The sequence below is a fragment of the Pseudobutyrivibrio ruminis CF1b genome (assembly GCF_000424005.1).
Taxonomy (GTDB): domain Bacteria; phylum Bacillota; class Clostridia; order Lachnospirales; family Lachnospiraceae; genus Pseudobutyrivibrio; species Pseudobutyrivibrio ruminis_C.
Genome location: NZ_AUJB01000008.1, coordinates 395546 through 414873 on the forward strand (window position 1 = coordinate 395546; position 19328 = coordinate 414873).

The 19328-nt window shown below is 38.7% G+C and carries 15 protein-coding genes; 12 read left to right on the top strand and 3 right to left on the bottom strand.

Annotation, left to right across the window (positions count from 1 at the left end; all coding sequences use genetic code 11):
* Positions 1-16 precede the first annotated feature (16 nt).
* Positions 17-577 carry a TetR/AcrR family transcriptional regulator gene (locus tag G592_RS0104090; RefSeq protein WP_028246689.1) on the bottom strand — a complete coding sequence of 187 codons (561 nt, stop codon included), beginning with the start codon at positions 575-577 and terminating at the stop codon, positions 17-19.
* Between the two features lie 237 nt (positions 578-814).
* Here G592_RS0104090 and G592_RS0104095 point away from each other — a divergent pair, with 237 nt between their 5' ends.
* From G592_RS0104095 to G592_RS0104110, 4 genes are all read left to right on the top strand, one after another.
* Positions 815-2329, top strand: a complete 1515-nt coding sequence (locus G592_RS0104095; protein ID WP_028246690.1) for an NAD-dependent epimerase/dehydratase family protein — start codon at positions 815-817, stop codon at positions 2327-2329.
* A 227-nt stretch (positions 2330-2556) separates the two neighbouring features.
* Complete coding sequence (locus G592_RS15610) at positions 2557-3942, top strand: MFS transporter (RefSeq protein WP_242830149.1); 1386 nt, start codon at positions 2557-2559, stop codon at positions 3940-3942.
* 15 nt (positions 3943-3957) lie between these two features.
* Positions 3958-4320: a hypothetical protein gene (locus G592_RS0104105; protein ID WP_028246691.1), complete on the top strand. Its 363-nt coding sequence runs from the start codon at positions 3958-3960 to the stop codon at positions 4318-4320.
* Positions 4321-4421: 101 nt separating this feature from the next.
* Entirely contained in the window at positions 4422-7013 is a 2592-nt protein-coding gene (locus tag G592_RS0104110) for an alpha-L-rhamnosidase (protein WP_028246692.1), read from the top strand.
* On the opposite strand, the gene G592_RS15615 is transcribed toward G592_RS0104110, so the two are convergent.
* Positions 7008-7820 carry an AraC family transcriptional regulator gene (locus G592_RS15615; RefSeq protein WP_051194752.1) on the bottom strand — a complete coding sequence of 271 codons (813 nt, stop codon included), beginning with the start codon at positions 7818-7820 and terminating at the stop codon, positions 7008-7010. The genes G592_RS0104110 and G592_RS15615 overlap by 6 nt on opposite strands.
* 146 nt (positions 7821-7966) lie before the next feature.
* Here G592_RS15615 and G592_RS0104120 point away from each other — a divergent pair, with 146 nt between their 5' ends.
* Both G592_RS0104120 and G592_RS0104125 read left to right on the top strand, forming a co-directional pair.
* On the top strand, positions 7967-9370 hold the full coding sequence (locus tag G592_RS0104120) for an MFS transporter (RefSeq protein WP_028246693.1): 1404 nt from the start codon (positions 7967-7969) through the stop codon (positions 9368-9370).
* 3 nt (positions 9371-9373) lie between these two features.
* Positions 9374-11785: a glycoside hydrolase family 3 N-terminal domain-containing protein gene (locus G592_RS0104125; RefSeq protein ID WP_028246694.1), complete on the top strand. Its 2412-nt coding sequence runs from the start codon at positions 9374-9376 to the stop codon at positions 11783-11785.
* Here G592_RS0104125 and G592_RS0104130 read toward each other — a convergent pair.
* Complete coding sequence (locus G592_RS0104130) at positions 11774-12739, bottom strand: AraC family transcriptional regulator (protein WP_028246695.1); 966 nt, start codon at positions 12737-12739, stop codon at positions 11774-11776. The two genes, G592_RS0104125 and G592_RS0104130, sit on opposite strands and share 12 nt — an antisense overlap.
* 113 nt (positions 12740-12852) lie before the next feature.
* Between G592_RS0104130 and rhaB the strand changes: the two genes are divergently transcribed.
* From rhaB to G592_RS0104160, 6 genes are all read left to right on the top strand, one after another.
* A complete protein-coding gene (gene rhaB / locus G592_RS0104135) occupies positions 12853-14274 on the top strand; it encodes a rhamnulokinase (protein ID WP_028246696.1) in 1422 nt (473 codons plus the stop codon).
* Positions 14268-15689 (top strand): arabinose isomerase, encoded by a 1422-nt coding sequence (locus tag G592_RS0104140; protein WP_028246697.1) that lies wholly within the window; start codon positions 14268-14270, stop codon positions 15687-15689. The genes rhaB and G592_RS0104140 overlap by 7 nt, the downstream gene beginning before the upstream one ends.
* Positions 15690-15701: 12 nt before the next feature.
* Positions 15702-16529, top strand: coding sequence for a rhamnulose-1-phosphate aldolase (gene rhaD / locus G592_RS0104145; protein WP_028246698.1), 828 nt, complete (start codon positions 15702-15704; stop codon positions 16527-16529).
* A gap of 144 nt (positions 16530-16673) precedes the next feature.
* Positions 16674-17921, top strand: a complete 1248-nt coding sequence (locus G592_RS15620) for a glutamine synthetase family protein (protein ID WP_036951711.1) — start codon at positions 16674-16676, stop codon at positions 17919-17921.
* A 13-nt stretch (positions 17922-17934) separates the two neighbouring features.
* Positions 17935-18498: an ANTAR domain-containing response regulator gene (locus tag G592_RS0104155; protein WP_028246699.1), complete on the top strand. Its 564-nt coding sequence runs from the start codon at positions 17935-17937 to the stop codon at positions 18496-18498.
* A gap of 159 nt (positions 18499-18657) precedes the next feature.
* Positions 18658-19290 carry a hypothetical protein gene (locus tag G592_RS0104160; RefSeq protein ID WP_028246700.1) on the top strand — a complete coding sequence of 211 codons (633 nt, stop codon included), beginning with the start codon at positions 18658-18660 and terminating at the stop codon, positions 19288-19290.
* Positions 19291-19328 lie beyond the last annotated feature (38 nt).

Genomic DNA, 19328 nt, shown 5'->3' on the forward strand with positions numbered 1-19328 from the left:
TCATATACCTAATATTTTAGTCTGATGTTGTTGCGGTAGTAATATTGTGATTACAGTGGAAAATGAGTGAAGCCATTTCTGGTATCGACATATCAAAATCATTCATAATCCAGGTTCTTAGTACATTCAACGAACCATTCATTATAAAAACGAAAATGTATTTATCTGATTTCATTTCATTAAAATCGGGAACTGATTCCTTAACGTGATTTGCTATTTTTTCTATTATTGAATTTTGAAAATCGATAGTATCTGACTGGCAAAGTAGCACGCCAAAGGTTTCCTTATTTGATTTTACATAATTAAGGAAGTTTTCTACCGATTCTATAGTATTAAAATCTCCTCCTAAATCTTCCAAAGCCTCAAAGGATTTATCTAAAACTTCATTTTCAATATCTTTTAGCAGTTCAAACTGATCCTGATAGTGTAGGTAAAAAGTAGAGCGGCTCATTTCTGAAAGGTCGCATATTTCTTTAATAGAAATTTTTGTAATAGGTTTTTCTGCCATAAGCGAAAGCAGAGATTCCTTCAAAATTCTCTTTGTCACTAAGGTTCTTCTGTTGTTTTTGACTGCCATTTAATTTCTCCTTAAGAATGTTAACAAAAATTTTAGATTTTTAACGCTACGTGGCAACAGTGCCTTGTTCTTAAGACTACACATTGTCGAAAAGTGTAGTAAACAATACGTTCTAAAAAATATTGCAAGTTGTAAACTGTACATTGCGTCTATATTATACAGTCAAGAGCTCACAAAAACAAGCAATCAAAAAAAGGAAGGATTATTTTTAGACATCAAATAAAGAAGGTAAATGACATGAAAAAAGTATTAGTTACCGGCGCGGCTGGTGGAATGGGATATGAGTCTCTCAGACAGATGGCAGAAGATGGATGTGATTACGAGATTGTTGCCTGCGACTTACCAAATGACAAGTCAAAGGAAAGATTACGGGAGTTTGAGGGCAACAAGCGTGTAACGATTATGCTTGGTGATTTAACAAATTACAGATTTGTAGTTGAGGCTGTGAGAGGTTGTGACCTTATTATTCACATAGCTGCTTTTGTTTCTCCGGCTGCAGATTACTTCCCTAAGAAGGCAATGGAAGTAAATTATGGCTCTACAAAGAACTTCGTAAATGCGTTATATGAGTTGGGTCAGCAGGATGCTACAAAGTATGTTTCTATTGGAACTGTTGCTGAAACTGGAGACAGAATGCCTCCTATCCATTGGGGTAGAGTTGGTGATCCAATCAAGCCTAGTATGTATGACTATTATGCAGTGTCTAAGGTTGCGGCAGAGCGTCTTGTTGTAGAGTCTGGTCTTAAATATTGGGTAAGCCTTAGACAGACAGGAATTATGGGAACTGCAATGGCAAAGGTTAGAGACTCTATTCAGTTCCACAACTGCTTGGATAACGTACTTGAGTATGTCTCAGATAGAGATAGCGGTAGAGCCATGAGAAACCTGGCAGCATTTGATAATGACGGAAGTTTAGCAGAGGATTTCTGGGGACATATATACAACATCGGTGGAGGCGAAAGCTGCCGTGTTGCCACAATTGATATGTACAAAATCATGTATGGTGAAATGGGCTTTACTTCATTAGATTCAGTTATCGAGCCAAAGTACAATGCCACAAGAAATTTCCATGGGCAGTATTATTTGGATTCAGATAAATTAGAGGACTATTTACATTTTAGATCAGATTCAATGCAGTATTTTTATGATGCATATCTGAAAGAAGTAGGGGCTGCAAAGCCATTTGCTAAGGTTATCAATAGGCTTCCTGGTGGACAGAAGTTTATGGGATGGATTATTAGAAAGACCTTCTTAAAGCTTCAGATGGGACAGAATGGAACACGAAGATGGATTCAGGATAACGATGAGGCTCACATTGATGCATTCTGGGGCAGCAAGAAAGCATGGAAGGCAATTCCTGACAAGGTAAGTGATATTAACGGATTTACGGATTGGGATACAGTAGTAAATATTGACCATGGTTATGATGAGACTAAGCCTGAGTCAGAGCTTACTCTCGAAGATATGAAGGGGGCTGCAGAATTTAGAGGTGGTACCTGCGACTCTACAGAAATGACTACAGGTGATTGGAAAACTCCACTTAAGTTCACCTGCCAGTATGGTCATCACTTCACTGGAAGCCCAAGACTTATTCTAGAGGGTGGCCACTGGTGCGACGAGTGCGAGCGCAAATCTTGGAATTATGGCAACAGAGCTAAGAAAGATAAGTTCTTTGCGCAGGTTTGGAATCCACTTCATGACGAGGATGAACTTAGGGAATATCCAAAAATTGTTAATGAATTAGAGGTGTAGAAGAAGGCGCTGAAAAGCTTGGCGTTCAGGCAGATGATATTGAAGGCGCTATTGCTGATTCAATGAAGCTTTGCAAAGACATCATGGATAAGAAAGTAAATTCTATTTCAATGCGAGGAGAATAATCTTTGGTTACTAAAGTAAATAAGATTTTTGACAGCCATTTTTTGGCTTCAAGAATTAGCTCGGAAGATACAACTAAAAAAGAGAAATATTTAGGCTATTTATTGGGCCCCACAGGAGCGCTACTTCTGAATGGTGTCCTTGCCTCATACTTAAATGTTTTTTACACGGATGTATTGAATCTTACTGTGGTTGGGGCGGGTTTGTTTTTGGCGATTTTTCCAATTGTATCAAGAATGTTAGGCGCATTCATAAATATTGTAATTGGAAGATGGATTGATAAGACAAAGACTAAAGAAGGGAAAGCCAGACCTTGGCTTTTGATGTCAGCTCCGCTAATAACCATAAGTGGAATACTGCTTTGTATGGTACCAAGCAGCAATGTGACTGTGCAGGCAATCTGGGTGGTGGTCTCATTCAATTTGTTTTATGGATTGGCCTTTAATTTATTTAATATGAGCCATAACCTTATGGTTCCTCTTTCTACTAGAAAGATTGAGCAGAGAGGAAATTTATCTGTATTAAATAATATCTCTAATACTATGATGACGGGAATTCTTGCGGCCCTATTTTTCCCAGCAGTAATACTTCCTGTCATTGGTGCTAATCAAAAGTTGTGGTTAATTACTATATCGACACTTTCGATTATCGCATTTCCGCTAATAGTTTTAGAGTACTACTTCACAAGAGAGAGAATTACTTTAGAGGATGCAGGAAAGGCAGAGGATTTAGAAAAGCAACAGCCTACAGGAAGACAGCAGTTAAAAGCAATCTTTTCAGATAAATACTGCCTTATTATTTTTGCCTATTTTGCGATAAATCTAGTTGCAGCTCAGTTGAAAAACACATCTCTCGTTTATTACTGCAATTATGTCCTTGGAACTTACAATGATGGTTACACTCAATCATTAGTCTCTATTTTAGGGGGCTTACCTATGGGAATTGGACTATTTGCTGTGTGGCCTATAGCAAAGAAGTTTGGTAAGAAGAATACCACTGTGGCAGGATTTATTCTTATGGCAGTTGGCAGTTTAATTTGTTTTATTGCTCCTAAGAGTCTTCCAATAGTTCTTGGTGGTCAATTCATTAAGAACATAGGTGCATTGCCATCTGCATATATTTTCATGGCTTTATTTGCAGATGTGTTAGATCACTTAGAATGGAAGCACCATTTTAGATGTGATGGAATGGCAATGTCCATTTATTCAATAGTATTTACTGTCGCTGCAGGTGTTGCTACAGGCGTTTTAAACCTTGGCCTTAGTCTATCAGGCTATGTGGCACCAGTATTCGATGGCGCTACAGGAGTTACTATAGGGGCAGTCCAGTCAGGGACCACTCAATCCGTAATTACGTTTTTCTTTGTGGGATTAGAGGCAATCACAGGTTTAATCTGTGCCGGATTGTTACATTATCTTGATGTTGAAAAGGTAATTGAAAAGGAACAGGAAGAAATTCTTCAGCGAAAGAGCGCTGAAGCTGTTTGTTAGAAATGAGGTTTTATTATGTTATTAGGAAACATGTATATTTTGACTGGTATTGTAAGCATGATGATGGTGGACTGTCATTTTGGCAGAGGAAGCGAAGTCTTACTTGTTTTAATTGTGATGCTTACTGAAATTATTGGAGCAATCTTCTATGCGCGAGAAGCTATGAAAAGAGGAGAGACTTTATCTATTCAGAATAAACTGATAGTAGTTTTAGGCGCTTTTTCTATTCTTGTAGGTTATCTTTTCTCATTAATTACAAGCAATATTTTAGGAATTATGTTTGGTGCAACAGTAGCAATCATTGGTGCAATTATTAAAATGGAATTTTTACTTCCAATTATACATGAAAAGATGGAAAGAAAGATAAGAAGAAAATAGTAGAACACATATATACAATATATTTCACATATCTACAATAAGTCGTCTGTGACAAAAGGTAGAATTCATAGAAAAATGTATCTATAGAAGTGGAGAAGGTAATGAAAGCAATTAACTTAAAAACTGAATACTTAACAAATCCTATTGGGATTGATGTCACAGAACCAAGATTTAGTTGGAACTGTGAGGGTGGAATTAGACAGAGTGCTTACCAGATTATAGCTTATAATTCAGATGGAAATGAAGTGATGAACACAGGAAAGGTTACATCTAACCAGATGCATCTTATCCCGTGGAGCGGAAATAAGCTAAAAAGTCGTGATTATATTCAGTGGCAGGTGCAGCTTTGGGATGAAAATGATGAGGCTGGTGAAGTAAGCGACTTAGCTACTTTTGAAATAGGATTACTTGATGCAGATGACTGGAGAGCAGAGTGGATTACTGGCAATTATGAAGTAGATAAAAAGAAAAGATATCCAGTGGACTGCTTCAAAAAGTCATTTCTGATTCCAAGTGATAAAAAGGTAAAATCTGCAAGAGCATATATGACTGCCTGCGGTATTTATGAAGGTCAGATTAATGGAGAAAAGATTGGTGATTTCTGTCTAGCTCCAGGAATCACAGATTATAGAAAGAGAATCCAGTATCAGACAGTAGATATAACATCGCAAATACGTAGTGGTGAAAACCAGCTGTGCTTTATGTTAGCAGATGGCTGGTACAGAGGCTCTGTAGGTGCATGGGGCATGAAGAACTATTATGGTTCTGAGACAAAACTTATTGCACAGATAGAAATCAGATATACAGATGGAACAGTGGGTTATGTTGTGACTGATGATAAATGGCAGTGGACAAATGAAGGTCCTATTAGATTCGCTGATAACAAAGATGGAGAAATTTACGATGCCCGATTAGATGACTTCGTAAAGACGAATTGGGCATTTGCCAAGATTACAAATCATAATATAACACCTTCTGCTTCAAACAGCTTGTCTCTTACAGAAAACGAGAGATTATCAAATCCTAAGCTGATTAAGACTCCAACAGGAAAAACTGTTCTTGATTTTGGTCAAAATATTGCAGGTTATATAGAATTCAATGTGACAGCCAAGGCAGGACAGAGTATCTTTATGCGTTTTGGAGAAAAGCTTGATAGTGATGGAGAATTTACCCAGAAGAATATTCAGTGCGTGAAGAAGGACTACATCACTCCTCTTCAGCAGATAGAGTATTTCTGTAAGGAGGGAGTCAATAATTACAAGACTCGTTTCGCAATCTTTGGATTTCAGTATGTGTTAGTAGAGGCTGATTTTGAGATCAATCCTGAAGACTTCACTGCCATTGCAGTTTATTCAAATTTTGAAAGAACCTTCAGATTTGATAGTTCAAACAAGCTTCTAAATCAGTTCGTGGAAAACACATTATGGTCTTTAAAGAACAATTCAGCCGACCTTCCTACTGATTGTCCTACACGTGAGCGTCATGGATGGTCTGGTGATGCACAGCTTTTTGTTAATACCGCAAGTTACATGGTGAATTACGAACCATTTGCACTTAAATATCAGAATGATTTATGTGATTGGCAGACAGAGGATGGCTGCTTCCCTCAGATTGCACCAGAAGGTGGAACAGATTCCTATATGCGTGTTATGAACGGGTCTACTGGCTGGTCTGATGCTGGTATTATGATTCCATACCGTTTGTGGAAAAAGTACGGAGATAAACAGATTATCGAAAAGTACTATGAGAATATGAAAAAGTATGCTCATTACATGATAGGCAGAACTGGCAAAACCAAATTTATGAATTCTGAAAAGGTAAAGCTTAGTAAGGAGGATAGAAAATACCTCTACAACATTGGGCAGCATTATGGTGAGTGGGCTGAGCCAGCAGAGGTTCATTCTATGAGCTGGAAGGATTTCATAAAATCACAGCCTGAGGTTGCTACTGCATATTTATCATATGTAATGTCTCTTATGATAGAAATTGCAGAGGAGCTTGGAAGAGTGGATGACATTCCAAAGTTCAAGGAATATCGAGATGGTGCAAAGCGTACATATCAAAAGCTTGTAGAAACAGATGGCTTTAAGCTTGATACTGAAAGACAGGCGAAGCTTGTACGCCCATTATATTTCAATCTTTTAAATGAGGATCAAACCGTATTTGCGAAGCACAGACTAATTAAAGCACTTGAGAAATACAATTGGAGAGTTGGAACCGGATTTTTATCTACACCATTAATTCTCTATGTGCTCCAGCAGATTGATATCGAATATGCCTATAAGCTTCTTGAAAATGAAGAGAAGCCAGGCTGGCTTTATATGCCTAAAACTGGTGCTACAACAATTTGGGAAGATTGGGATGGACCAACATCAGATAATGGTAAAGGTGGTGGAATAGCCTCACTTAATCATTATTCAAAGGGTGCAGTATGTGAATGGGTATTTGATGAAATGTGCGGTGTGAAGATGGATGGAGAGAATCATTTTGTGATTGCACCACATCCAGGCGGAAGCTTTACAAATGCAAGCTTTAGTTATGACAGTATATATGGAACTGTAACCAGCAGCTGGAAAAAGAAGGAGGATGGCACATATGAGTACCACATAGAGATTCCTTCTAATACAACAGCGCAGATTATTCTTCCAGGCCAGGATACCAGAGTTTTAGAATGTGGCTCCTACGACTTATAAAGTCTGATTTCGATATTCTTTAGGAGTCATTCCGTATTTAGCTTTAAATACATTTTGAAAATAGCTCTGACTAGAGAAGCAAAGATACTCACTAATTTCGCTGATAGTTTTATCAGTGTAGTGAAGGAGGCTCTTTGCTTCTTCTAATTTACGGCGCATGATATAGGTACTGATGTTAAATCCTAGCTCGCGCTTGAACTTTTTGGATAGAGTACTTCTGTCCATGTGAAGCTCATCAGCGATTTGTTCAACAGTAATATTCGTATTTACGTGATTAGATATGTATTGAATAACAGAAAAGATTTCCTTTGACATACCCATAGGAACCTTAGCTTCGGAAACACGTTTTGCGAAATCAATGATGCAGGTCATATTTAAAATATTAATGGCATTAACATCAGACATTTTCTCAGCTTCTAAGATATATGAGTCAGATAATTGATAAGCTGTTTCTATGTCTAAACCACCATCTATGGCACGTCTGGTGATAAGAGTAGTAGAAGCAATAAAAAGATTCTTAGCCTGTCTAATTGAATCTGTCGCAGTTCGGCCAACATTCATATTTGGAATCCTTTTTATGAACTCTTTTAATCCCTCTACATCACCTTTTTCTACATAGGAATAGTATTCCTGCTCGAAGTAGTAGGTGTCGTGGTATAGTTCATTTTCTTTGTTTTCCATTAATTGGTCGGAATGATGTTTGCCAATTTTCTTTTCAGTTAATCTGTTGTGTTCTTCAAGATCACTAAGAATTTTATCAAGCATTCCGGCAATATTAAGTTCAATAATTGATGAATCCGATGCCATAGCGCCCTCCGGTTAAACATAGTATTACGACACGATATTACAACATTTTTCACGTGATTACAACAAAATAAGTCTGTCACTCTTTAAAATACAATTACAGTTTAGGGCTAGGGAGAAAAGCCTTGTATTTTAAGGAGGATTGAAAAATGTCAAAGAAACCATTGGGGAAGGATCATGATGGAATTCAAAAGGTTATGAGAACGGGGGATTATTTTGCAGATTCCCTTGGCCAGTTTGCTTTAAATGCAATGTCAGGTCTTATTGCGCAGATTGCGTATTTTTACACAGATAAAGTTGGCGTTGCAGCTGCTACAGTAACTGCAGTATTGATGATTTGTAAAGTTATTGATGCTTTTACAGACATCATCATGGGTAATATTATTGACCATACAAAGCCAGGTAAAGAAAAGTACAGACCTTGGTTACTTAAGATGGCAATTCCAGCAGCGGTTGTAATCGTAGCATTGTTTACAGTTCCAGCTAATGCATCAGAAGGATTGAAACTTGCTTACATGCTTGTAACTAACATACTTCTAACTGCTATCGTTTATACAGCAATTGCAATTCCTTATAGTTCACTGATGGTAGTTAGAACAAACAGCCAGCAGGAGCGAGGAGTTATGGGAACTTGGCGAGCTGCAGCAGGATATGTATCAGGAATGATTATCTCCATCGGCATCATCCCAATTACAAATGCACTTGGTGGAAATCAGAGTGCTTGGGTTAAGTTCGGCGTGGGTTTTGCATTAATGGTTGTTCTTACAATGTTAATCTGCTATGCCCGCTCTAAGGAAACAGCAGTTGAATCTGGAAAAGAAGCTGAAATGACTTTTGTACCAGACGATGAAGAGGCAGTTCCTTTCAAAGAAGCCATTGGAAATCTTTTCAGAAATAAATACTGGGTCATGATTCTTGTTATGGGATTCCTTTCACAGTTATCTTATGGAATCACAAGTGGTGCAGGAGCTTATTATTGCAAGTGGATTTATGGTGATGATAACCTTACAGCTGTTCTTGGAGGTGTGGGATTAATTCCAACAGTTATCGGATTTGCGGTAATTGGTCCAATGATTAAAAAGCTCGGTGTTACAAAATCCCTTAAGGTATCGTTCTTTATTGGTATGGTGACAACAGCACTTAGAATTATTGATCCTACAAACTTTATGTACAACACAGCTCTTGGATGCTTTGCAACTTTTGCAAATATCCCAATGATGTGTTTGCTTGGCGTTATGACAGCCATGACAATTGATTTCAATGAATATAAGTATGGCAAGAGAATGGTTGCTACATCTCAGGCAGCATCAGGTTTTGGTGGTAAGATTGGCTCAGGTGTTGGATCATCAGTGATTGTTTTCTGCCTTGCACTTGCTAACTATGATGGATTTGCAACAGTGCTTACACCAGCCGTTAGACAGGCGATTTACACATTTAGTATCTATATTCCATTAGCACTATTTATTATAATGTTTGTAATAACACTTAAGTTTGATCTAGAGGAAAAATTACCGGAGTATAGACAAGAAATAGAAAAAAGAAAGAGAGCATAAATTATGCAACTGTATGAAAAGAACCATTTAGATTTTGTACTTAATAACGCAGCAGAGTGTGCTGTACTTCTTAAGTCAAATGGAGATTTTCCAATTGAGAAACCGGGAAAGCTTGCAGCCTTCGGAGCAGGACTTCGCTACACAATCAAAGGTGGTACAGGTTCTGGTGAGGTAAATTCAAGATTTAAGTACACTATCGAGGAAGGACTTGAGCAGGAAGGTTTTGAGATTACATCCAAGGGCTGGCTTGACCAGTATGATGAAGTTCGCGCAAAAGCCAAAAAGGATTTCTATAAAAGAGTTCGTAAAGAATTAAAGGGCAATTTCCTTGCAATTATGGGCAAGACCATGAGGGAACCTGAACATAATCTTACACTTAGTGGCGAAGGTGATGTTGCTATCTATGTACTTAGTCGTAATTCTGGCGAAGGCTCAGATAGAGAAGTGGTAGAAGGAGAGGTAAAGCTTAACAACTCTGAGATTCGAGATATTTTAGAGCTAAACAAGAGTTATCAAAAGTTTATGCTTGTTCTTAATGTTGGCGGTGCTGTAGACCTTACACCAGTTATGGATGTTGATAACATTCTTCTTATTTCTCAGCTTGGTGTAAATATTGGAAAAGTTCTTGCTGATATTTTAGTGGGCAAGCAGAATCCATCAGGAAAGCTTACTACCACATGGGCTACTTGGGACCAGTACAGCAATGAGGGAACCTTCGGTGAGTGGAATGAGACTAAGTACACAGAGGGTATTTATGTAGGATATCGTTACTTTGATACCTTTGGAAAGAAAGCTCTTTTCCCATTTGGATATGGTCTTTCTTATACTAATTTTGAAGTTGGCGAGACAAAAGTTCAGGCAAAGGCTTCAGAGATTATCGTAAATACGGTAGTAAAGAATACTGGCGTATGTGCTGGTAAGGAAGTAGTTCAGGTTTACTTATCAAAGCCTACTGGCAAGCTTGACCAGCCATATCAGGAGCTTGTTGCTTTTGCAAAGACTAATAATCTTGCAGCAGGTGAGGAGCAGGAGCTTCAGCTCACCTTTGATTTACAGGATGTTGCTTCTTATGATGAGGAGACAGCCAGCTACATTCTTGAAGTAGGCGATTATTTAGTTCGCGTAGGCAATAGTTCAGTAGCTACAAAGATTGCTGCTGTAGTATCACTTGATGCTACTGTTACATGTCTTAAGGCAAAGAACTGCCTTGGAGATCCAGGCTTTAAGGATATTAAGGCACCAGCAAGAAACGCTGAAGCTGTTCCAGCTGAGGCTGCCAGACTTCAGATTCTTGCGGCAGAGCTTCAGAGCCAGTCAGTAAGCTATGACACTAAATACGATATCGCAGATCAGGCAAAGAAGATGACTGATGAGGAGCTTATCTATATGGGTATCGGTGGATTTAATCCAGATGCCAAGATGTTCTCTGCAGTTGGTAATGCAGGTTCCCATGTGGCAGGCGCAGCAGGTGAAACCACTTCTCAGGTGAAGGGCGTAAAGCCAATGATCATGGCTGATGGCCCTGCAGGTCTTCGTCTTTGCAGAACTTATTTTGAGGATGAAAAGGGAGCTCACGACGCATCAGGAAAAGGCAGCATGCCTGAAAGCGTAACTGACGCTATGGGACCTGTTGTTAGATTCATTGCAAATCTTGTGGTTGGAAAGACAAAGGTGCCAAAGGATGCTGTAATTAAAGAGCAGTCATGCACAATGATTCCTATTGGAACAGCTATTGCTCAAAGCTTTAACTATGATTTGGCAAAGAAGTTTGGCGATATTGTTGGAACAGAGATGGAAATGTTTGGAGTTCATTTATGGCTTGCACCAGCTCTTAACATTCATAGAAGTATACTATGCGGACGTAACTTTGAGTACTATTCAGAAGATCCATTTGTTTCAGGTATGATTGCTTCTGCTATTACAGAAGGTGTACAGCAGCACAAGGGCTGTGGCACCACAATCAAGCATTATGCTGCAAACAATGCAGAGACAAACAGATACAACAACGACAGTCAGGTTAGTGAGCGTGCTATGAGAGAAATCTATTTAAGAGGTTTCGGACTTTGCGTTAGAAAGACTCAGCCCAAGGCAATCATGACCAGCTACAACCTTTTGAATGGCGTTCATACAGCTGAGCACAGAGGCTTGATTGAGGATATCTTAAGATGCGAGTATGGCTTTAAGGGTATCGTAATGACGGATTGGATTCTTGAAATGATGGCAGACAAAAACTCTATCAACAGAATTGCTCTTTCAAATGAAGTGGCAAAGGCAGGTGGCGATTTATTTATGCCAGGCTGCAAGGGAGACTTCAATAGGATGAAGGCCGCAATTGAAGATGGCTCACTTTCAAGAGAGCAGCTTCAGATTAACGCAACTAGAGTACTTAGAATGATTGATACCTTAGTTGGCTAATCTATAATCTCTAGGAGACATGCCATAGGCTTCCTTGAATTTGCGGTAGAAGTAACTACTGTTATCGTACCCAATGTAGGTATAAATATCTTCAATGGTAAGAGTGGTGTGGCTGAGGAGATAGGCCGCCTGTTGAAGACGACGTGTCATCAATTGTTCTTTAAAATTTTTACCAGTGTGCTTTTTAAGCAGTCTACTTATGTAATAGGTAGGCTGCTTTGTTTGTTCAGCAATTGCTTCAAGGGTGCCATGCTTATAGTGAGCATCAATATATTTCAAAACAGTAAGTAAAAGGTTTTGTTCATACTGAGATGGTGTGCCTTGGTTAACCAAAGAAACATATACTGAAAGGGTCTGTAATAGTAGACCCATTGTGGTCTTATTTATATTATTGATAATTGTTTCTGAATCCTGTTTTAGCATAGTGAAAATCATATTTTCCATAAGATTTTGCACAGGAAGAATATCTGCAGTAGGAAAGTGCAGATAAGTAAGGAAGGATGATTCTGGAGACAGTGTGGAAATCAAAAAGTCTCTAAGTAAGTCTCCTTCTGGAATCATTTGTAATGCTTCATCAAAAAACTCAGGAAGCAGGATAAAGTTAATTGCAACATCACCCTCTGATGCTGGAAGAATTTCCTGAGTAGCATTTTGGTTCAAGAATAAAAGTTCACCGGCTTTTAGTGTGATTTCATCAGTTCCATTTAAAATATGATGAGTTTCCCCTGAAACCATATAAACGAATTCAACATAGTTATGGGTGTGCTTTGGAAAGTGCACAAAACGAGTATGAGGACGTATCTCTATGAGACGTCCTTTTTTTAATAGCTTCTCGCTGTCGATGACAAAACTGTTGCCGCTGGAGTACCTATTTTTGTCAATGACACCGCCCTTTAAAATTTCTTGTTCTTCCTCTGTCAGCTGTGATAGCTGCTGTAATAAACTCTTTTCCATAGATAAATTATATAATGAATCTAGCTGCAAATAAAGTCCTATTTTTGATTATTTTACGACCTTAAAAGTTAGCTTATCAGGATATATACTCATATCATAAACGAGGTGAAACTATGAGTAACTATTATTTGGCAGTAGACATTGGGGCCTCAAGTGGCCGTCATATGCTATTTACAATTGAAGACGGTAAGATTCAGATGGAAGAAATCTACCGTTTCGAAAATGCCATGACAAATGTAGGGGGAAAGCTTCTTTGGGATACAAAAAAGCTTTTTAACGAAATCAAAAATGGCATGAAGGAATGCAAAAGACTTGGTAAGATTCCATGTTCTATGTCCATTGATACTTGGGGCGTTGATTACGTGCTCCTAAATGAAGAGGGACAGGTTCTTGGTGATACATACGGTTATCGTGATCACAGAACTGATGGAATGGATGAGGAAGTTTATAAAATCATCTCTGAAGAAGAATTGTATAAGCGAGTTGGAATTCAAAAAGCAATTTTCAACACAATATATCAATTGACAGCAGATAAGCTTCAAAGACCAGAGGTGTTAAAAGAAGCAAAGACTTTGCTTATGATTCCGGATTATCTAAATTTCCTTCTTACAGGTGTTAGAGCATCAGAGTATACCAACGCGACAACAACAGGTCTTGTTAATCCTCATACCAAGCAGTGGGATTATCAGTTAATAGAAATGCTTGGTCTTCCTAGAGAAATCTTCTTAGAGCTTAAGCTTCCTGGTAATGAAGTGGGTAATCTAAGAGATGAAATCAAAGAGGAAGTAGGCTTTGATTTAAAGGTGCTTCAGTGTGCCAGCCATGATACAGCTTCTGCTGTAATGGCAATGCCTCATTTAGGCAACGAGGGGCTTTACATCAGCTCTGGCACCTGGTCACTAATGGGTGTGGAAAATACAGAAGCCCTCACCCGCGATTGCGACAGAAAGAGTAACTTCACAAATGAGGGTGGTTACGATTATAGATACAGATATTTGAAAAATATCATGGGTCTTTGGATGATTCAGCAGGTTCGCCATGAGGCAAACGATGCGCTTAGCTTTGCAGAATATGCAGAGTTGGCAGCAAGAGCAAACAGCTTCCCATCTCTGGTGGATGCCAACGATGAGCGATTCCTTTCGCCAAAGAACATGACAGAGGAGATCAAGCAGGCCTGCGCTGACACTAGACAACAGATTCCAACAACCTCAGGAGAGCTTGCTGCAGTTATCTACAAGAGTTTGGCAGCTTGCTACGGAAATACAATAAAAGAGATTAGCGCAAATACAGGCAAACAGTACAAGGTGCTTCATATTATCGGTGGAGGTTGTAAAAACAGGTATTTAAATCAGCTTACAGCAGATGCCACAGGACTTACAGTCCTTGCAGGCCCATCAGAAGCAACAGCCATCGGAAATGCAATGGTGCAGATGATTGAAGATGGTGCGTTGGCAGATCTTTTGGCAGCTCGTGAGGCGGTACATAGGTCATTTGATATAGAGGTTTTTAATCCAAAAGGAGGAGAAAGATGTTAGTAAATACAAAAGCTAAGGTGGGAGTTTTTTCAATTGCACTTGGAGCATACCTTCCACAGTTTCCAAGCTTAGTTCCAGAGTTTAATAAACAGTTTGAGAATTTCAAAGCGTCAATTCCTGACACAGTTGAAATCATTGATGGTGGTGTAGTTACCACAAAGGAGCAGTCACAGGCTGCAGGAGATTTGTTCAGGGCAGCAGATGTTGATTTAGTATTCATGCAGCTTCTTACTTATGCTACATCTTACAACATGCTTCCAGCAGTAAAGGATTTAGATGTACCAGTTGTACTTGTAAATCTTCAGAAGCTTAAGGCTCTTGATTACGATACAGCCGGCACAGCAGAGTGGCTTGGTGAAGCATATGCATGTGGTGCAGTTGGTGAGATGGTAGCTGACTTAAATCGTTACGGAAAGCGCTCTGCTGTTATCACAGGTGTAGTAGAAGGCGGCGATGCAGCTGTTGCAAAGGAAATTGACCAGTGGTGTCGCGCAGCACAGTGTCGTAGAAGATTTAGAGAGACAAATCTTGCTCAGATTGGTCGTCCTTATCCTGGTATGATGGACCTTTATATTGATGAGTCAAATCTTTACAGAAGAATGCACGTATATACAAAGCAGTTCGATTGGGAGAAGATTTGGGCTATTGCAGATGATATTACAGATGAGGCTGCTATCAAGGCAAAGGCTGATGATATCATTGAGACCTTTGAGGTAGTTGGTGGTGTTGATGAAGAGAAGCTTCACGAGATGGCAAAGTACGTTGTTGCCTTCGAGCAGTGGGTTAAGGATGAGAAGCTTGGTTTTGTAGCATCTCACTACGATGGATTCGCAAAGGGGCAGGCAGGAGTTGTTGACAGTATTCTTATTCCAGCCTTCTCAATGTTAATAAAGCAGGGCACAGCATGTGCTGTAGAAGGCGATATCAAGGTTGCCATGGCAATGAGTATCTTAAAGACAATTGCAGGCTCTGGTCAGCTTTCAGAGATGTACACAATTGATTTCAATGATGGAGTAACTCTCATAGGACACAGCGGTTCTGGTGATGCAGATTTCTCTCAGGCTAAGAAGCCTACTATGAAGATTGTAGATGTATTCCACGGCAAGACAGGTGGTGGATATCTTACACAGTTTTATCCACCAGAGGGAGATATTACATATCTTGCAATTACTCAGGATGGTGAAGGTCACTTCAAGTTCGTTTGTGCTGAGGGTGTAAATGTACCAGGAAAGATTCTTCAGAATGGTGACACAATGATGCGTACAGAGTTCGCAATTTCACCAGCTGAGTTCGTAACAAAGTGGAGCGAGGCAGGTCCTACGCATCACTTTGCAGCGGCAATCGGTCGTCACATCGATGTAATTGAAAAGGTAGCAAAGATTTTTGATGTACCAGTGGAAATCATCACAAGATAAGGAGATATAGAAATGAAGATAACAGAAGTAAAGTTTGTAGAAGGTTTTATTAGAATGGCAAATGATGGATGGGAGCAGGGCTGGCATGAGCGTAACGGCGGTAACCTCTCATATAGAATGAAGGATGAGGATGTTGCAGCTGTTAAGGAATTCCTTTCAGAAGATGGTGAGTGGAAGGAAATCGGCACAGAGGTTCCAGGTCTTGCAAATGAGTACTTCATGGTAACAGGTAGTGGAAAGTATTTCCGCAACGTTATCATTGATCCAGAGGATTCTATCGGTATCATCAAGGTAGATGAGACTGGTACAAAGTATCAGATTCAGTGGGGCTTCGTAAATGGTGGAAGACCAACATCAGAGCTTCCTTCACACCTTATGAATCTTGAAGTAAAGAAGCGTGTTACAAATGGTAAGTACAGAGTTGTTTACCACGCTCACACTACAAATACAATCGCTCTTACATTTGTACTTCCGCTTAAGGATGAGGTATTTACAAGAGAGCTTTGGGAGATGGCTACAGAGTGTCCAGTAGTATTCCCATCAGGAATTGGCGTTGTGGACTGGATGGTTCCAGGCGGAAAGGATATTGCAGTAGCAACATCTAAGCTTATGGAGCAGTATGATGTAGCTATCTGGGCTCATCATGGTATGTTCGCATCAGGTGAAGATTTTGATCTTACATTTGGTCTTATGCACACTGTAGAAAAGGCTGCAGAGATTCTTGTAAAGGTCCTTTCTATTACACCTAACAAGCTTCAGACAATCACACCAGATCAGTTTAGACACCTTGCAAATGATTTTAAGGTTGAGCTTCCTGAGAAGTTTTTATACGAAAAGTAAAATGGTTCTAGATTAATAAAAAACACTTTACAAAAGGATACGCCTGTTGTACTCTAGATGAGTACAAAGGCGTATTTTTTGAGCAATAGAAGGCTTAAAAAGTGCGCCATTTTTTTACATAAAAGGATTTATCTAGGAGGGAATATGTCACAGTTTACAGTTGAAGATGTAATTGAGTTTATTGAAGAAAATGACGTTAAATTTATCCGTCTAGCATTTTGCGATTTATATGGTATTCAGAAGAATATTTCCATAATGCCTGGAGAGCTTCGTTCAGCTTTTGAAAAGGGAATTAATTTTGATTCCTTCCTTATAAATGGATATGAAAAAATCGAGAATCAGGATTTATTCTTAAAGCCAGATCCTGACACACTTCATATATTACCTTGGCGTCCACAGTCTGGCCGAGTAGTTAGATTATACTGCGATATCGTTCTTGCTGATGGCACACCATTTGCATACGACTATCGTCACTTTCTTAAGGAGACTTTAAAGGAGTGTGAGGCAGAGGGATTTAATACAAGAATGGGATTAAAGTCTGAGTTCTATCTTTTCAAGACTGATGAAGATGACAATCCTACAAACATTCCATTTGATAATGGTAGTTATTTTGATGTTGCTCCTAATGACAAGGGTGAAAATATTCGAAGAGAAATCTGTCTTACACTTGAGGAGATAGGTATCAAGCCACAGTCATCTCATCACGAGAGAGGACCAGGACAGAATGAGATTGATTTCATGCCAGATGATGTACTTACAACAGCAGACAATTTTGTTACATATAAAAATGTAGTTGAAAACATTGCTGCAAGAAATGGTGTATATGCATCCTTTGATCCAATGCCACTTGAGGACAAGCCAGGAAACGGTCTTCATATTAAGATGGCTAATTATAAGAAGGGAGAGAATCTCCAGATTACAGATAAGGAATTTTCAGAGAGCTTTATAGCAGGAATTCTCAACAGAATGAGAGACATCACTCTCTTCCTTAACTGTAGAAAAGATTCGTATAACCGTTTTGGAATTACTGAAGCACCAAAGTATATTACATGGTCTTCCCAGAACAATTCCAGACTTTTAAGAGTGCCTGAGATTAATGGTCACAGTGAGCATTTCATCTTACGTTCACCTGATTCATGTATTAATCCATATCTTGCAAGTGCTATTGTTATTCAGGCTGGCTTGGCAGGTGTTAGAAATAAAGAACAATTGCCACCACCTCTTGATATTAATTCAAGATTATTAACGGAGGATAGAACAGCAAATTTGGCAACACTGCCTCTTACTATTGAGGATGCCATTGAATGTGCTTCGAATAGTGAATTTATTAATAATTCCAATTTCAAGGATATTGCAACTCATTACATTGAGACAATTAAGAGCAGAGTTTAAGGAGTATTAATAAATGGATAGGGCACTAATTGTGTGCGATAACGAAAAGGGAACTTCCTTTTACAAATCCTTCCTAAAAGAAAATGGCTATATTGACATAGTGGCAGTTACAAGTGGCCCTATGGCAAAGCGAGCTATTTTGGACTATGATTTTGAGATTTGCATTATTAATGGTCCTATAGGAGGAACCAGTGGAGAAGAACTTTCCATAGATATCGCTGAAAAGAATATGTGTCAGGTAATACTGTTTGTTAAGGCTGAGCGTTTGGAGGAGATTTCTGCCCAGGTAGAAGACTATGGCGTAATCACCGTAGGCAAGCCTATTAATAAGCAACTCTTTTGGCAAGCGCTAAAGCTTGCGAAGGTTGCCCAAAGACGTATTAACATGGCACATAAAGAAAATGAAAAGCTTGAGAAAAAACTTGAGGATATGAAAGTTATTTCCAGAGCAAAAATACTCCTTATGGTGGAGAAAAATATCTCTGAGGAAGAGGCTCATAAGCTGATAGAAAAGCAGGCTATGGACCGAAGGATGACCCGAATAGAAGTGGCCAGAGAGATAGTAAAAAATGCATAAAAATACATGATTATTTAATAATAAATTCCTATATCGAAGTATAAAAAAAAACTATATAGGAATTTATTTTAAACTTCTTGACTTTAACACTTGAAAGTGATATCAATTTAAATTAGTACTGTTTATTAAACATAGTTTTATTTTTTGAGTAGAGAAGATATGGCAAAAGTTGAATTTACTGAGGTTACAACAGATTCATTTGTAGGAAATAATTTAGACAAACAGGAACAGGATACCACAATCAATAAAGATGAGTTAGGTATATCTGAAGGTACAAATAGTGATGCTGTTGTGCATGCTTATATCGTATTTACGAATGACATTTCTATTGATGAAGGCATTGGTACTATTGAAGAAAAGGTTTGTAATGGTCAAACCCTTAAAGTTATCAGAAGAGATGATTCTGGCAATGCAGTAGTAGCTGTTATTTCACAGGCAGAAGCTAAATCAATTGAACAGTTATCGCTAGTGTCATCTGTAAAGATTGATACAGGTGTAGAGACTACAAATACTGATAAAAAAAAAGATGCTACAAATGAAACAGTAGAGACAGCAAATAAGACAGAAGAGAAGACAGATGAGAAGGTAGAAGCACAAGAAACAGAAGAGACATCAAATACTGATTCACAATCAGTTATAAGCAACGATATTACTTCAGAGACAACAACTGAAGTTCAGGACAACAATTTAGATACTAGTATTAAAACAGGGGTCACTTTTCCAATTGTAATAGCGGCACTTTTAGCTGTAGCTATTCTAATCGGAATTATTATAAAGAAAACCAATAGATAGAAATACGTATCTGACTGTATAAGGTTGGGTACGTTTTT

Excerpts from the sequence above, each read along its gene's own strand:
- G592_RS0104090 (WP_028246689.1), bottom strand. The coding sequence starts at position 577 with ATGGCAGTCAAAAACAACAGAAGAACCTTAGTGACAAAGAGAATTTTG.
- G592_RS0104095 (WP_028246690.1), top strand. The coding sequence starts at position 815 with ATGAAAAAAGTATTAGTTACCGGCGCGGCTGGTGGAATGGGATATGAG.
- G592_RS0104105 (WP_028246691.1), top strand. The coding sequence starts at position 3,958 with ATGTTATTAGGAAACATGTATATTTTGACTGGTATTGTAAGCATGATG.
- G592_RS0104110 (WP_028246692.1), top strand. The coding sequence starts at position 4,422 with ATGAAAGCAATTAACTTAAAAACTGAATACTTAACAAATCCTATTGGG.
- G592_RS15615 (WP_051194752.1), bottom strand. The coding sequence starts at position 7,820 with ATGGCATCGGATTCATCAATTATTGAACTTAATATTGCCGGAATGCTT.
- G592_RS0104120 (WP_028246693.1), top strand. The coding sequence starts at position 7,967 with ATGTCAAAGAAACCATTGGGGAAGGATCATGATGGAATTCAAAAGGTT.
- G592_RS0104125 (WP_028246694.1), top strand. The coding sequence starts at position 9,374 with ATGCAACTGTATGAAAAGAACCATTTAGATTTTGTACTTAATAACGCA.
- G592_RS0104130 (WP_028246695.1), bottom strand. The coding sequence starts at position 12,739 with ATGGAAAAGAGTTTATTACAGCAGCTATCACAGCTGACAGAGGAAGAA.
- rhaB (WP_028246696.1), top strand. The coding sequence starts at position 12,853 with ATGAGTAACTATTATTTGGCAGTAGACATTGGGGCCTCAAGTGGCCGT.
- G592_RS0104140 (WP_028246697.1), top strand. The coding sequence starts at position 14,268 with ATGTTAGTAAATACAAAAGCTAAGGTGGGAGTTTTTTCAATTGCACTT.
- rhaD (WP_028246698.1), top strand. The coding sequence starts at position 15,702 with ATGAAGATAACAGAAGTAAAGTTTGTAGAAGGTTTTATTAGAATGGCA.
- G592_RS15620 (WP_036951711.1), top strand. The coding sequence starts at position 16,674 with ATGTCACAGTTTACAGTTGAAGATGTAATTGAGTTTATTGAAGAAAAT.
- G592_RS0104155 (WP_028246699.1), top strand. The coding sequence starts at position 17,935 with ATGGATAGGGCACTAATTGTGTGCGATAACGAAAAGGGAACTTCCTTT.
- G592_RS0104160 (WP_028246700.1), top strand. The coding sequence starts at position 18,658 with ATGGCAAAAGTTGAATTTACTGAGGTTACAACAGATTCATTTGTAGGA.